The following is a 14,023-nucleotide window of genomic DNA, read 5'->3' as shown; positions in this document are numbered from 1 at the left end:
CGCTCAGGGGCCGCTTCCGGGCGGCCGGTGCGCGGCCCGGCCCGGGTTTCCGGCTCGTCGCCGGGTGGCCGCGGGGGCCGGGGGCACGAGGACTCCCCGAGGGGAGAACACAACCATGGCACAAACCGGTGTCCCCGAGTTCCGGATACGAGGTTCCGCGGCGCTCGAAGTGACCGGGGATTCCGGCCGGGCCCGGCACCCGGCGCAATCGCGGCGCCGAAACGTGTCCACTGACCGGGAACGCGGCTGGGTCGACCCGGTGCCCCAGGTCACTATCGGCGCAGTCACACAACTCCGCTGGAACATGGAGGTTCCGATGCCGGATCTTGCACCGAACGGGCGACCCCAGCACGGCACAGACGAATACAGGCAGATCGAGGCGGCCGCGGCCCCGACCCGGTTCGCGCGCGGCTGGCACTGCCTGGGCCTGGCGAAATCGTTCCGGGACGGGCAACCGCACGAGGTCAAGGCATTCGGCACCACGCTGGTGGTGTTCCGGTCCGAGACCGACGACACGCTGCACGTGCTCGACGCGTACTGCCGGCATATGGGCGGCAACCTGGCCCAGGGGACGGTCAAAGGCGATTCCATCGCCTGCCCGTTCCACGACTGGCGCTGGGGCGGCAACGGTAAGTGCACCGGGATCCCGTACGCCCGGCGGGTACCGCCGCTGGCTCGTACCCGGGCCTGGCCGACGCTGGAACGCAACGGTCAGCTGTTCGTCTGGCACGACCCGCAGGGCAGCAAACCCACCGACGAGGTGACGGTCCCGGAGATCGAGGGCTACGGCACCTCGGAGTGGACCGACTGGACCTGGAACTCCCTGCTGGTCGAGGGGTCGAACTGCCGGGAAATCGTGGACAACGTCGTCGATATGGCCCACTTCTTCTACGTCCACTACTCCTTCCCGCGCTACTTCAAGAACGTTTTCGAAGGGCATGTGGCGACCCAGTACATGCGGTCCACACCGCGCGGCGATATCAATGTCGGCACCAACTACGACGATCCGAATTCCTCGCTGCGCTCGGACGCCTCGTACTTCGGCCCCTCCTACATGATCGACTGGCTGTGGAACGAGGCGCAGGGCATGACGATCGAGACGGTGCTGATCAACTGCCACTACCCGGTCACGTCGAATTCGTTCGTCCTGCAGTACGGCGCGATGGTGAAGAAACCCCAGGGCATGTCGGACTCCGACGCCGAGGCGATGGCGGCGCAGTTCGCGCGCGGTGTCGAGGTGGGTTTCGAACAGGACGTCGAGATCTGGAAGAACAAGGCGCCCATCGACAATCCGCTGCTCTCCGAGGAGGACGGGCCGGTGTACCAGCTGCGCCGCTGGTACCAGCAGTTCTACGTGGATGTCGAGGACATCACCGAGGACATGACCAAACGGTTCGAATTCGAGATCGATACCGAACGCGCCGTCACCAGCTGGGAGGCGGAGGTCGCGGACAACATCGCCCGCGGCGCGGTAATCGACACCACCGCCTGACCCGAATATCCCTCGTGCGCGCCGGGTGAACACCCGGCGCGCGTTACCTAGGAACCCATCATGACCAGAGTTCTCGACAATCTCGCGGCGATCGCCGACCAGCTGCGCGACCAGGCCCCGGAGGCCGAACGGCTCGGCCGGCTGCCGGATTCGACCGCGAAACTGCTGAAATCGGCCGGCGCGATCCGCTTGTTGCAGCCGAAGAAGTACGGCGGGTTCGAGGCGCATCCGCGGGAGTTCGCCGAATCGGTGATGTCCGCGGCGGCGCTGGACCCGGCCACCGGCTGGATCTGCGGCATCGTCGGGGTTCATCCCTGGCAGCTGGCCTTCGCCGATCCGCGGGTGCAGGAAGAAGTGTGGGGCGCCGACAACGACACCTGGATGGCGTCGCCGTACGCGCCGACCGGTATCGCCCGCCCGGTGGACGGCGGCTATATCTTCAACGGCCGCTGGCAGTTCAGTTCCGGTACCGACCACTGCGACTGGATCTTCCTCGGCGCCATGCTCGGCGACGCACAGGGCGGAATCGCCGATCCGCCGACGATGCTGCACATGATCCTGCCCCGGGCCGATTACGAGATCGTCGAGGACTCGTGGAACGTGGTGGGGCTGAAAGGCACCGGTTCCAAGGACATCGTCGTACGCGACGCGTTCGTGCCCTCCTACCGGGTGATGAACGGCGACCACGTCATCGACGGCACCGCGCAGCGCGAATACGGAGTCACCGAGACGCTGTACAAGATGCCGTGGTCGACGATGTTCCCGCTGGGTATCAGCGCGGCGGTCATCGGCATCGCGGAGGGTGCGCTGGCCGCGCATCTGGACTATCAGCGCGGCCGGGTGGGCGCGCAGGGGACGGCGGTCAAGGACGATCCGTACGTGCTGTTCGCGATCAGCGAGGCCGCCGCCGATATCAACGCCGCGCGCCAGGAACTGCTGGCAAATGTGGACCGGATCTGGGGCATCGTCGAATCCGGTGGCGAGGTGGATTTCGCGCTCCGCGCGGCCGGACGCCGCACCCAGGTGCGGGCGGCCTGGCGGGCGGTGATGGCCGTGGACCAGATCTTCGCCCGGTCGGGCGGTAACGCGCTGCGAATGGACAAACCATTGCAGCGGTACTGGCGCGACGCCCACGCCGGCCTCAACCACGCCATCCATGTACCGAGCACCGTCTACCACGCCTCGGCGCTGAGCTCGATGGGATTCGATCCGGCCGAGCATCTGCGCTCGATGATCTGACCGGCCGGGGACGAGAAAAACGACAGGAACGAAATGACCGATATCAAGAGCCTCGGCTATGTACAGATCCAGACCACGAATATGGAGCGCTGGCGGCAGTTCGCCTTCGACGTGCTCGGCTTCGCGGAGGGGTCGGGACCCGACGAGAACGCTCTCTACCTGCGGATGGACGAACGGGCCGCGCGGATCGTGGTGGTTGCCGGGGAGAGCGACGAGGTGGTGCGGATCGGCTGGGAGGTCCGTGACCACGCGGCGCTGCGGCGGGTGCGGGAGACCGTGTCGAAAGCGGGCATCACGGTGGAATCGCTGTCCCCGGCCGACGCGGATGCCCGCCGGGTGGAGGAGGCGATCACCTTCACCGACCCCGCCGGCGCCACGCTGGAGGTGTTCCACGGCCCCGTCCTCGACCACAGCCCGGTGGTGACCCCGTTCGGCGCCCGGTTCGTCACGGGCGCCCAAGGCCTGGGGCACGTGGTGCTGCCGACCATGGACCTGGGTGGTGCGTTCGAGTTCTACACCGAGGTCCTCGGTTTCCTGCCGCGCGGCGCGTTCCGGGTGCCGGCGCCGCCGGAGTTCGGGCCGGTGCGGATCCGTTTCCTGGGCGTGAACGAACGCCACCACAGCCTGGCGCTGTGCCCCGCGCCGCACGGCGGCGCGCCCGGGTTGGTGCACATCATGGTGGAGGTCGATTCGCTCGACGCGGTGGGCCAGGCGCTGGACCGGGTGGCGAAGGACGGGTTCTCGGTGTCCTCGACGCTGGGCCGGCACACCAACGACAAGATGGTGTCGTTCTATGTGCGTGCCCCCGGCGGCTGGGATATCGAATTCGGCACGGAGGGGATGCGGGTCGACGAGAAGTACTACACCGCGGAGGAGATCACCGCGGACAGCTACTGGGGCCACGACTGGTCCGGTAGCGAACCGCTGGCGGCGATGTAGGGCCCGCGGAGAACGGCCCCCCGGACCGAGCGTTGCGCTCGGTCCGGGGGGCCGTTCGTGATTTTCGGCCAACCTTTGCGATTTGTGTGACAGCTGCCACAAGAGGATGCTACTAATAGGAATATGCCTATTCGGCATATTCGATTGGGCATCAGCTCGTAGACCCAATGGAGGGCTCATGACTATGCAGGCCGACGCCACCACCCCGAGCGCTGTGCTCGACCGCGTCTCGCTGGTTCTCGACGCGTTCGAGGGCCCGGGGCGCCTCACGCTCGCCCAGATAGTGCGGCGCACCGGACTACCCCGGTCCTCGGCGCACCGCATCCTGGAGCGGCTCGTACAGCTGCGCTGGTTGCGGCGCGACGGCCGGGACTACGAACTGGGCCTGCGGCTGATGGAACTCGGCTCGCTGGCCGTGCACCAGGACCGGCTGCACCGCGCCGCGGTGCCCTTCCTGCACGAACTGCACCGCACCACCGGCTGCGTGGTGCATCTGGCCGTGCTCGACGGCACGGATGTGGTGTACCTGGACAAGGTCGGCGGACGGCTGGCGGGCGCGGTACCGACCCGCGTTGGGGGCCGCCAGCCCGCGCACTGTACGGCGGTGGGCAAAGCGATCCTCGCCTACGCCGACGGGGAGCGCGGCAATGTGTTCGGTGCCGGCCCCGTCCGGCCGAAGACGCGGTACTCCATTGCCACGGCCGCGCAACTGCGGGCCGAACTGGCCAAGGTCCGCGCGCACGGTATCGCCTTCGAGCGCGAGGAATCAGTGGCGGGATTCGGATGCGTGGCGGCACCCGTCGGGGAGATCGGTCAGGCGGTGGCCGCGGTATCGATCTGCGGGCCGGTGGACCGGATGAGCTTCGATCACCGAACGGCCGCGCCGGTGCGGATGACCGCGCTCGGGATCTGGCGCAATGTCGAGGACGGCCGGGTCCGGGTGCATCCCACGCTGCAGCAGTCCCGCCCGCTGGGATCGGTGCCGAGGCCCCACCCCACGGCGGCCTTGCAGTACGTCTGACCGGTGTCGTGCTACCCGAGGGCGGCCCGTCGCTGCGCGCTCGATAGAGAGAGCCGGTCGGGGACGGTGACTGTGCCCACGGCGGGCGGCGGCAGGGACGGAATTCCTCGCGCAGTACTCACAGAGCCCTGACGGACCGGGGCCCACCGCGGTGCCGATCCGGAGGGCCCTTTCGGGAGTGGTGGAATCAGTCCTCGCAGCAGTCGCAGTCGTGCCCGCCGCGACCGCCGGTCCGGGAGGCTTCCGGAGTCGGGACCGGTACCGGACAGCAGGTGTCGCCCTTCCAGGCGTTGCGACCCTCTTTGGCTGCGATCGCGGCGATGACCAGGGCGGCGATCGGGTCGGCCCACGACCACCCGAACAGGCTGTTGAGCAGCAGGCCCACCAGCAGGACTGCTGAGAGGTGGGTGCACAGCAGGGTCTGTTTGGAATCGGCGACCGCGGAGGCGGATCCGAGTTCTCGACCGGCGCGGCGTTGGGCGGCCGAGAGCACCGGCATGATCACCAGACTCGCTGCGGCCAACCCGATGCCGATCGCGGAGTGCTGTGCTTCGCCGAGGCCGAAGAGTGCCCGGATCGAGTCGACGGTGACGTAGAGGGCGAGGGCGAAAAAGGAGAGAGCGATGATCCGCAGTGCGACCTTCTCCCGCGCTTCGGGGTCGCGGCCGGCGAACTGCCATGCCACCGCGGCCGCCGAGGACACCTCGATCACCGAATCCAGGCCGAACCCGATCAACGCGGTCGAAGACACCCGTGCGCCTTCGGTGAGCGCGATGATCGCCTCGATCACGTTGTAGGTGATGGTCGCGGCGACGAACCAGCGGATCCGCCGCGCCAGCAGTGCCTTCCGATCCGGATCGGGCCCGGAGACGGTCACCGCGGACGGAAGCGAAGGCATGCCGAGCGAAGCCATCAGCAGCAGCCTTCGGTCTCGGCGTCCGGGCAGCAGGCCGGATCCACCGCCAGCACCAAACCCAGCAGATCACCCAGCGCCGCGGCGATCCGCGCATCGGCGAGTTCATAACGGCTGCGCCGGCCTTCCGGTACCGCGACCACGAGTCCGCACCCGCGTAGGCAGGCGAGGTGATTGGACAGGATCTGCCGGGTCACCCCGATCTGCTCGGCCAGATCCGACGGATACCCCGGAGCCTGCCGCAGGCTCAATAGGATCCGGGTGCGAGTCGGGTCGGACAGGGCGTGGCCGAACCGCGCCAGCGCGTCGGTGTGGACTGCGGTCTCCATGACGCGGACAGTACATCAAAATCTGTATTCAGAAAATGATGAACCTTCAAGGTCTACTGAATCCACCTCCGGTGGGGTGTTCGTGAACCAGTGTTTCCTTGGACACGTATACGCAGAATTATCGCTGGTTAGCGATGATTTACCCACCGTAATCGTCCATATGCACCCCTTCGATGGACGCCGGTAGGGGGACGTTGTCGTGGTTGCATCCTGTACCGGGGTACAGGCTTACCGTGGCGTATGACGATTTCTGCTGGTAGTGCCGGGTGGGCGCCGGATGCGTGCACGCTACCCACCGTGGAGCAGCCGATCCGGGTCGCCGAGTTCGACCGGTTGTTCGCCGACTCCGCGCGCAGCGCCCGCCGCCCGGGCCCGGCCCGGCGCGAACTCGTGCTCGATCCCGCCGCCGAACCGGACGCGCGAGGGCTGGCGGCGCGGGAGTCGCGCTGTTGTTCGTTTTTCACCTTCGACTTCGACCCCACCACCGAAGGCCTGGTGATGGGAGTCGAGGCCCCCGCCGCGTATGTCGAGGTGCTCGACGCGTTCGCCGCCCGGGCCGGTACCGCGATCGGTGGTGCCCGGTGACCGCGCTGCGCACCAGTGAGCTCGCGGCCGCGGCCGGGGTGAACACGCAGACGCTGCGCTACTACGAACGCCGCGGACTGCTCGCCGAACCCGATCGCAGCCTCGGCGGGCACCGCCTGTACCCGCAGCGGGCCATCACGGTGCTGCGGGTGATCAAGGCCGCCCAACGGCTCGGATTCACTCTCGACGAGGTCGCCGATCTGCTCGCCGCCACCCGGTTCGGGCGCCACCGCACCGCGACCGGGCTGCAGGCCCGGGCCGCGGCGAAACTGGCCGAGGTCGACGCCGAGCTCGCCGAGTTGGCCGCGGTGCGCGCCACGTTGGGTGCGGCTCTGGCTGCCGGGTGCGATGACCTGCTCGTGTGTAGTGAAAGCCCGGGCTGCCCGGTACCTTTCGACACCGACACCGACACCGACACCGACACCGCCCGCGGCGTCACCGGTGGGGGTCGCTGTGAGTGCTGAGTCCGCGAAGTCGCGCCGCTGGTGGGCGCCGATCGGAGCGGGAGCGCAACGTCGATGACGGCGTGGTCGGTGCGTGTGCGGGCTCGGGCTGCGGATGCGCCGCCCCCACCGCGTGACCCTGAACAGCTGGCTCGAGGTCGTTCCGTAACTCCCCTCCGGGCATCACCGCGTGGATGATCATGTCGGCCGAAATCGCTCAGGGGTTCCCGGTGTCGTTCGAGGAGCAGTGCAGCGAGTCCGAGTATGCTCACCTGATCCCGAAACGCTCACGGCCTGTGGGGGTTCCGAGGTCTGTGTGGTTCGTTCTGTTGTGTTCTGCTCTGTCTCGGGAGGTCGTCGTGCGTGTCGGTCGATTGGTATCGGTTATTGCCGTGGTGATGCTCGCCGCGCTCGTCACCGGCGGCGGCCCAGCCGCCGGACAGAGCGATTACGCGCAGAACGGGCTCACCCTGCACAACAACTACCGGGCCAAGCACGGTTCCCCGGCCATGACCTCGACCCAGAACCTGAACGCTCAGGCCCAGAAATGCGCGCAGTACTACACCCAAAAGCGCACGATCGATCACAGCTGCCCCTACAAGAACGGGGCCGGGGAGAACCTCGTCGGGGGACAGGGCAGCTGGGACGCTGTCTCCTTTGTCCGTATGGGCACGCAGATGTGGTACGACGAGATCAAGGAATACGACTTCAACAACCCCGGATTCAGCATGTCAACGGGTCATTTCACGCAGTTGGTGTGGAAGGCCAGCACCCGGCTCGGTATCGGGTACGCCTCGGAGGGCGGCTACACCGTCGTCGTCGGTCTCTACAACCCGGCGGGCAACGTAGAGGGGCAGTTCCCCCAGAACGTGGCACGCCCGCGCTGAGCCGGGCCTGTCCACGGCGATCCTCTCGGCCGTAGCGTGACTTTCGGGCCTTGCCGCCCGAGTGCGCTGTTCCCCGTGCGCAGTCGATAGTCGATGGAGCCGGTCATGATGGTGCGCATGGTCTGGCCGGACGGTACAGGTGGACCCGGCGAGGGCGCACCACCGGTGGTCAGCCACCCGAACGGTGGCTGACCTCTTGGCGGTCACCAGCCGGTTCCGGCGAGTGTGCCCTCTGTTGCTCGACCCCTTCCTGAGCACTCATCACCACAGAGCCCGATCGAGCATGCGGCTGCACGAGCATCGACTATGGGCTCGAAGGGTTTCCGGTCTGCTCCCCCTACGGGCGCTCGTGCTCGTAGGTTGATGTGATCTCATGCTCTTCCGATCGGAACGGGAGAGGTTCCGGCCGACGTGTGGTGGGGTGGACAGATGTCGGTGAACAGAATCGGATGCCGATCAACGAAGATCCCGGGGTGAAGGTCTCGTTCGGAGAGCAAATTCCGAGTCGGCACGCGAGATGATCCGTCGGGCCGATATCGAAGGTCGCCGGTTCTGGCGAAAGTCGGAGGAACAGGTATGAGGGGCGGCCAACCGCTCGTTTCGGGCGTGCGGGCCCGAGTGCTGGGTTCGATACTGCTCATGGTTGCCGCAGGTTGCGGTTTCGCCGACCCGCGGCCGGGCGATGGGTTTCCGGTCGAGGCGACCGCAGTAATCGACCGTGCCGTGCGTGCGCATATGGAGGCCGGGTTGACCCCTGGTGCGGCGGTGGCGATCGTGGACCCGGAACGGGGCCGCTACATCCGGGCATATGGGCTCGCTGATACCACCAACCGCAGACCGGCCACCGTCGATGACCACTTCCGGATCGGAAGTGTCACAAAAACCTTTACGGCGACAGCGGTCCTGCGCGCCGCGGAGCAGGGCCGGTTGTCGCTGGACGATTCCCTCGAAAAGTTCGTATCGGGTGTGCCGAACGGCGATGCGATCACCATCAGGGATCTGCTCGGCATGCGTGGGGGCGTCTATGACTACTCGACGGATCCCGAGTTCGCGGAGCAGTTGAAACCGGCGGAGCCCACTCGGGAATGGGGCCGTGGTGACGTCCTGCGAGTCATTGCCGCCCGCCCCGACGCCGCGAAAATGCCTCGACAGCACGGCAACTATTCCAATTCCGAGTACTACCTGCTAGGGCTCGTGCTGGAGCAGGTGATGGGCAAGCCGGTGCGCCAAGTGCTGAACGACCTCGCCGGTGACCACGGATTGCGTGAAACCTTCTATCCCGACGATCGATCGCTTCCGGTGCCTGTCGCTCGTGGGTACACCTACGCTGGAGACGTTTCCGTCGACGTCACCGAACGCACGTCTCCCACTCTTTACGGTGCGGCCGGGGCGATGGTGTCCTCGGTCGCCGACCTGGCATCGTATGCGTCGGTACTCGGTCGTGGTGACCTGCTGAAGGAGTCGACTTTGCGGGCTCGGACAGCGTTCACCGATGTCTCGACGCCAGGGGGTGGAACGTACCGGTACGGTCTGGGACTGGCGCAGGACGGCCGCTGGTTGTCTCATCAGGGATCGGTCCTCGGTTATACGACCCAGATCGGCTATCTGCCCGAACGCGACGTCAGCGTGGTGGTCGTAGTGAACCAGCACACCCTGCCGGCGACACAGTTGATGGTCAACGCGCCGAGCATCTGGGCGGCCATCGTCGACGATCTCTACCCGGGCACCCGTGGCCCGGTCGAAGTGTCGGCAGAGCCCACGCCGCCGCTCCCGACGGTGGCCGACATGGACTCACAGATCGAAGAGGTCTTCGATCCGGGTGTTCCGGCCGTAGAGAAGCGCATCCGTGTTGTCGACGACGCCAAGGATCCGCACCTCGTCGATCGAATGGCATCGTTCCAGGCTCAGTTCTCATTGCAGATGAACGTGGGCCGGGTCACCTTGATCCGACCGAATATTCTCTTGGCGACGACCAGTACGACCAGCAGCGTGGGAAGAATGCCTCTGGTTGTTCCCCTCGTCCCGCGTGACGGCAAGTGGTGGCTGCCGACGTGGTGGGTGTGTGCGGCGGCAGGCCCCCAGGCCCACGCCTCGGCGGCCTGCCGATGATGAAGCCGAGGTCGGCTGGGGCGGCCACCGGGTGTTTGCCCCCGGCGCAACGCCACTCCGGCGGCCGGTTCCCGGTCGTATAACGCCGGACACGGCTACGATCTGCTCGGTGTTTCTCCGGATACGGTGGCGCGCACATCAGCTCTCGGTGAGGTGCGCGAGCGTGGTGATGACGCGCTCGGCGATATCCGGTGGCCACGGAAACGACGGGGAAACCATTCGCTGATGGGCGAGCCCGTGCAGGCCGAGCCACAGCGCCACGGTGTCCGCCCGCACGTCTGTGCTGGTAGCGCAGCCGGCGGCGACACAATTCTCGACGGCCCGGGTGAGCAATGCCAGCGTGTCCTGGCCGAGCGTGGCCATGTCCTGCTCGGTTATCGAAGCCCGCGTGAGATCGGGTATCCAGACCCCGGCGAACATCGCCCGGTAGCGACCGGGCCGAGTACGCGCGAAGTCCAGATAGCCGTGGCATACGGCGAGCAGGCGGTCCCGCGGTGAATCCACGGCGGAGTCGTGGGCGGCGCGAAGTTGTTCGTCCAACTCGGTGAAGGCATTGCGTACGACGGCGAGCATGATGGCGGGCTGATCCGGGAAATGCCGGTAGATCGAGGGGGCCGCGATTCCGGCGCGGCGGGCGACGGAGCGCAGGGTGACGGCACTTTCCTCGCCGGTCTCGTCGAGCAGTTCGACCGCCGCCGCAACGATTTCGTCCCGCAGCCGACCTCCTTCGCCGCGGCGGTTGCGTACTCGGGGGCGGGGCGCTGTCTCCTCCATGCGAGCACCTTACACAACAAAACTTACAGGTGTTAGCTCTTGCGCATTCCTTACTTACATGCGTAACCTTACGGTCGTTAACTCAGAGCGATCGGATACGCATCATGGGCCACAGCACCGCCACCTACGCCACCGAAGTAGTCCTGCCGGGCAAGGTCGAGCCGGACGGCCTCCAGGTCACAACCCGCGAACTCCCCTCACCCCCACCGGGGCAGGTCGTCCTGGCCCTCGCCGCCACGGGCGTCTCGTTCGCCGAGCAGCAGATGCGTCGCGGGAAATACTTCGACCAGCCCCCGTTCCCCTTTGTGCCCGGATACGACGTGGTCGGCACCGTCACGGCCACCGGCCCGGGGGTGGACCCCGGTCTCGTCGGGCGGCGTTTCGCCGCGGTCACCAAGGTCGGCGGCTGGTCCAGTGCCCTGCTCCTCGATGCCGCCGACCTGGTGGCGGTACCGGACGGCGTAACCGCGACCGCGGCCGAAACCGTGCTGGTGAACGGCATCACCGCCTGGCAGATGCTGCACCGCACCGCCGCGGTCCGTCCCGGTGGGACGATCGTGGTTCTGGGCGCCAACGGCGGTGTGGGTTCGACGCTTGTACAACTGGCTCGCCACCACGGGATCACGGTGATCGGCACGGCCGCTCCCCGGCACCACCCGGCGGTCCGGGATCTGGGCGCGATCCCGGTGGACTACCGCGACCCGCAGATGTACCGGCGGATCAGCGAAATCGCGCCCGACGGCGTGGACGCGGTATTCGATCACGTCGGCGGTACCGGAGTGGTCGAGTCGTGGCGGCTGCTGCGGCGCGGCGGAACGCTGGTGTCCTACGGCACCGCAGCGACCAAGGACGTCGACGGTAACTCACAACTGCCGGTACTGAAACTGTTCGCCCGGCTGACGCTGTGGAACTACCTACCCAACGGAAAAAGCGCGCACTTCTACAACTTCTGGGCCGGTAAACGCCGCCTCGATACTTTCCGGAGCCGGCTGCGCGACGACCTCACACAGGTTCTCCGGCTCGTCGCGGACGGCGAGATCACTCCCCAGATCGCCGCGGAATTCCCGCTGTCCCAGGCCGGTTCGGCGCTGGCGCTGGCCGAGTCCCGCACCGTCACCGGGAAGGTCGTCCTCGTACCCGACGCACACTCCGGTTGAACAACACCACCACAACCCGACCAAGTTCGCCTGCCCGCACCACAATCCTGGAGACACAGCATGACCACCGCCACCCTCGCCGCCCCGATCGCTGCCTCGCCCGCCACCCGACCGGGTGAGGTCGACAACCGCACCGCCTACATCGGTTTCGGGCTGGCCTACCTCATCGGCCATGGGGCCGCAGCGATTTCCACCGGCCCCGAATCGCTGGTCACCCTGCCCGAGTGGCTGCCGATCTCACTGCTCGGAATCGGCCTCGTGGCCGGCACGGTATGTGCCACCGTCGCAGCCCTGCGCGCGCAGCGAACCGTGCCCGAATCCGAAGCGCTGAGCGGAAAACTCCTGGGCCTGTCCTGGGTGGTGGGTTTCGCCGCCCTCGCGGTCGCCATCACCGGTCTCACGTCCGTCCTGGACCTGCCCGACCTGCAGTCGGTGCTCTGGCCCGCCGGCTCCAGCCTGATCGTCGGCCTCATCTATCTCAGCGAAGGCGCTGCCCGCCGCAATGTCCTGCACTACAGCCTGGGCGCTTGGCTCGCACTGGTCGCGGGCGTCGCGCTCTGCTTCGGCGCATCAGGCCCGTTCTGGGTCCTCGCCGGCGCCGGCGGCGTCGGCTACGCGATTGCCACCGTCCTGGAGTTCCGCCGCCTCGCTGCCCGCTGATCCCACTGACCGAAACACACAGCCTGCGGGGCACGTACGGAAACCGTACGTGCCCCGCAGGACGTCCGGCGCCTCCCCTGTAACGGGTCGCTGTCGCTGGGCCGAGACATCGGCATGGAGAGCTCACCCACTGCACAACCGTCGCATCGCCGGTGCAAGAAGCCCGAACTGCAGTCGGCGAGCGGGGGCGGACGGGAACATAGGCAAGGAGTGCAAACGCTTCGAGCGACGGCGGTTCCGGGGCATCTCGCAAGTTCGGTCTGTTCAACAATATGAAGACGCCCTTTTATATACGATGAGTGGGTGACGAAGACCGATGCGCTCGAACCGCTTTCGCTCGACGGCGATGCTTTGGATCCAATCGGTGGGGGAGGCGCGCTGATCGGGTACGCCCGCGTCTCGATTCGGGACCAGAACCTGGACCGGCAGACCCGCGCCCTGAAAGCGGTCGGGTGCAAGAAGGTTTTCGCCGATAAAAAATCGGGCAAGGACGTCGAGCGCGAACAGCTCGCCGCGTGCCTGGACTACATGCGGGCCGGTGACACTCTTGTGGTCGCCTCTTTGGATCGGCTCGGCCGCTCCCTGCGGGACCTGATCTCGATCGTGGCCGATCTCCGTCGCCGCGAGATCGGGTTCCGGTCCCTGCACGAAGCGCTCGACACCACCACCCCCGGCGGGCGCCTGGTGTTCCACGTCTTCGCCGCCCTCGCCGAATTCATCCGCGAACTCATCGTCGACGGCACCCACGAAGGCCTGGCCGCCGCCCGGGCCCGCGGGCAACGCCTCGGCCGGCCCCCGGCCATGAGCGACGAGCAGGTCCGTCAGGCCCGCGCGCTGCTGACCCGGCCCGACGAGTCGGTGTCCTCGATCGCGCGACTGCTGGGTGTATCACGCACCACGCTGTACAAATACGTGCCCGAACTGGGGCACGCTTCGCCGCTCCGGTGAAGGGCGGGGGCGACGCCGGTACGGCCCCTATCAGACCCCGATACCTGGCCCGAAGCCGACCGGCAGGAATTCGACCGGCAAGCACGCCAACTCACCGAGGAATGGAAAACCCGCGCCCGCGACACCTTCGGCCTGTGAACACCCCCAACCGGCTGTTGAGGTCGCGGTAGACCCGGGACAGCGAGTTCCGCTCAATCCTGCTGGGTGAGTTTTGCGTTGATTTCGCGGGCCTCGGCGAGTTGGTCTTCGAGGATGATGATCCGGCACGCCGCTTCCAGGGGGGTGCCGGAGTCCACGAGTTCGCGGGCGCGGGCGGCGATACGCAGCTGGTATCGGGAGTAGCGGCGGTGCCCGCCGGCGGATCGTTGCGGGGTGATCAGTTTCGCGTCGTCCAGGGTGCGCAGGAATGCTTGGGTGGTGCCGAGCATGTCGGCGGCCCGGCCCATGGTGTAGGCGGGATAGTCGTCATCGTCGAACTTCTCGTCCGCGGTCGTGGGTTCAGGAATCGTGTGGCCTCCAGACGCCGA

15 protein-coding genes are annotated in these 14,023 nt (G+C 67.1%); 11 read left to right on the top strand and 4 right to left on the bottom strand.

Features of this window, described 5'->3' with window-relative positions:
* Positions 1-316 precede the first annotated feature (316 nt).
* The 4 genes from NF4_RS32035 (at position 317) to NF4_RS32020 (ending at position 4,691) form a co-directional block, all read left to right on the top strand.
* Positions 317-1,492 (top strand): 3-ketosteroid-9-alpha-monooxygenase, oxygenase component, encoded by a 1,176-nt coding sequence (locus tag NF4_RS32035; RefSeq protein WP_063131185.1) that lies wholly within the window; start codon positions 317-319, stop codon positions 1,490-1,492.
* A gap of 57 nt (positions 1,493-1,549) precedes the next feature.
* A complete protein-coding gene (locus NF4_RS32030; RefSeq protein ID WP_198165554.1) occupies positions 1,550-2,731 on the top strand; it encodes an acyl-CoA dehydrogenase family protein in 1,182 nt (393 codons plus the stop codon).
* Between the two features lie 33 nt (positions 2,732-2,764).
* Positions 2,765-3,670, top strand: a complete 906-nt coding sequence (bphC, locus tag NF4_RS32025; RefSeq protein ID WP_063131140.1) for a biphenyl-2,3-diol 1,2-dioxygenase — start codon at positions 2,765-2,767, stop codon at positions 3,668-3,670.
* Positions 3,671-3,854: 184 nt separating this feature from the next.
* Positions 3,855-4,691 (top strand): IclR family transcriptional regulator, encoded by an 837-nt coding sequence (locus tag NF4_RS32020; RefSeq protein WP_063131184.1) that lies wholly within the window; start codon positions 3,855-3,857, stop codon positions 4,689-4,691.
* Between the two features lie 187 nt (positions 4,692-4,878).
* On the opposite strand, the gene NF4_RS32015 is transcribed toward NF4_RS32020, so the two are convergent.
* A complete protein-coding gene (locus NF4_RS32015; protein WP_063131139.1) occupies positions 4,879-5,607 on the bottom strand; it encodes a cation efflux transmembrane domain-containing protein in 729 nt (242 codons plus the stop codon).
* Positions 5,604-5,933: an ArsR/SmtB family transcription factor gene (locus tag NF4_RS32010; RefSeq protein WP_063131138.1), complete on the bottom strand. Its 330-nt coding sequence runs from the start codon at positions 5,931-5,933 to the stop codon at positions 5,604-5,606. The genes NF4_RS32015 and NF4_RS32010 overlap by 4 nt, the downstream gene beginning before the upstream one ends.
* A 240-nt stretch (positions 5,934-6,173) precedes the next feature.
* Between NF4_RS32010 and NF4_RS32005 the strand changes: the two genes are divergently transcribed.
* From NF4_RS32005 to NF4_RS31990, 4 genes are all read left to right on the top strand, one after another.
* A complete protein-coding gene (locus NF4_RS32005; protein ID WP_063131137.1) occupies positions 6,174-6,518 on the top strand; it encodes a hypothetical protein in 345 nt (114 codons plus the stop codon).
* Positions 6,515-6,982: a MerR family transcriptional regulator gene (locus NF4_RS32000; protein ID WP_063131136.1), complete on the top strand. Its 468-nt coding sequence runs from the start codon at positions 6,515-6,517 to the stop codon at positions 6,980-6,982. Before NF4_RS32005 ends, NF4_RS32000 begins: the two co-directional genes overlap by 4 nt.
* A 338-nt stretch (positions 6,983-7,320) precedes the next feature.
* Positions 7,321-7,848, top strand: a complete 528-nt coding sequence (locus tag NF4_RS31995; RefSeq protein WP_198165551.1) for a CAP family protein — start codon at positions 7,321-7,323, stop codon at positions 7,846-7,848.
* Between the two features lie 576 nt (positions 7,849-8,424).
* Positions 8,425-9,957: a serine hydrolase domain-containing protein gene (locus tag NF4_RS31990; protein ID WP_084533722.1), complete on the top strand. Its 1,533-nt coding sequence runs from the start codon at positions 8,425-8,427 to the stop codon at positions 9,955-9,957.
* Positions 9,958-10,095: 138 nt separating this feature from the next.
* On the opposite strand, the gene NF4_RS31985 is transcribed toward NF4_RS31990, so the two are convergent.
* Positions 10,096-10,731 (bottom strand): TetR/AcrR family transcriptional regulator, encoded by a 636-nt coding sequence (locus NF4_RS31985; RefSeq protein ID WP_063131133.1) that lies wholly within the window; start codon positions 10,729-10,731, stop codon positions 10,096-10,098.
* A gap of 104 nt (positions 10,732-10,835) precedes the next feature.
* Between NF4_RS31985 and NF4_RS31980 the strand changes: the two genes are divergently transcribed.
* The 3 genes from NF4_RS31980 to NF4_RS31970 all read left to right on the top strand — a co-directional run bounded on the left by NF4_RS31980 (position 10,836) and on the right by NF4_RS31970 (position 13,496).
* On the top strand, positions 10,836-11,888 hold the full coding sequence (locus NF4_RS31980; protein ID WP_063131132.1) for a medium chain dehydrogenase/reductase family protein: 1,053 nt from the start codon (positions 10,836-10,838) through the stop codon (positions 11,886-11,888).
* 60 nt (positions 11,889-11,948) lie between these two features.
* Positions 11,949-12,548: a hypothetical protein gene (locus NF4_RS31975; protein WP_063131131.1), complete on the top strand. Its 600-nt coding sequence runs from the start codon at positions 11,949-11,951 to the stop codon at positions 12,546-12,548.
* A gap of 303 nt (positions 12,549-12,851) precedes the next feature.
* Positions 12,852-13,496 (top strand): recombinase family protein, encoded by a 645-nt coding sequence (locus NF4_RS31970; protein ID WP_369690964.1) that lies wholly within the window; start codon positions 12,852-12,854, stop codon positions 13,494-13,496.
* 191 nt (positions 13,497-13,687) lie between these two features.
* Here NF4_RS31970 and NF4_RS31965 read toward each other — a convergent pair whose 3' ends face one another.
* Positions 13,688-13,942, bottom strand: coding sequence for a MerR family transcriptional regulator (locus NF4_RS31965; protein WP_198165553.1), 255 nt, complete (start codon positions 13,940-13,942; stop codon positions 13,688-13,690).
* Between the last annotated feature and the right edge of the window lie 81 nt (positions 13,943-14,023).

Source organism: Nocardia fusca NBRC 14340, from assembly GCF_001618425.1.
GTDB classification, from domain to species: Bacteria; Actinomycetota; Actinomycetes; order Mycobacteriales; family Mycobacteriaceae; genus Nocardia; species Nocardia fusca.
The sequence above is the reverse complement of the archived record's forward strand: the minus strand, read 5'-3'. Positions and strand labels throughout refer to the sequence as shown.

Coding starts and splice junctions, on each gene's coding strand:
- NF4_RS32035 (WP_063131185.1), top strand. CDS start 317: ATGCCGGATCTTGCACCGAACGGGCGACCCCAGCACGGCACAGACGAA.
- NF4_RS32005 (WP_063131137.1), top strand. CDS start 6,174: ATGACGATTTCTGCTGGTAGTGCCGGGTGGGCGCCGGATGCGTGCACG.
- NF4_RS31980 (WP_063131132.1), top strand. CDS start 10,836: ATGGGCCACAGCACCGCCACCTACGCCACCGAAGTAGTCCTGCCGGGC.
- NF4_RS31965 (WP_198165553.1), bottom strand. CDS start 13,942: ATGGGCCGGGCCGCCGACATGCTCGGCACCACCCAAGCATTCCTGCGC.
- NF4_RS32020 (WP_063131184.1), top strand. CDS start 3,855: ATGCAGGCCGACGCCACCACCCCGAGCGCTGTGCTCGACCGCGTCTCG.
- NF4_RS31985 (WP_063131133.1), bottom strand. CDS start 10,731: ATGGAGGAGACAGCGCCCCGCCCCCGAGTACGCAACCGCCGCGGCGAA.
- NF4_RS31975 (WP_063131131.1), top strand. CDS start 11,949: ATGACCACCGCCACCCTCGCCGCCCCGATCGCTGCCTCGCCCGCCACC.
- bphC (WP_063131140.1), top strand. CDS start 2,765: ATGACCGATATCAAGAGCCTCGGCTATGTACAGATCCAGACCACGAAT.
- NF4_RS31990 (WP_084533722.1), top strand. CDS start 8,425: ATGAGGGGCGGCCAACCGCTCGTTTCGGGCGTGCGGGCCCGAGTGCTG.
- NF4_RS32010 (WP_063131138.1), bottom strand. CDS start 5,933: ATGGAGACCGCAGTCCACACCGACGCGCTGGCGCGGTTCGGCCACGCC.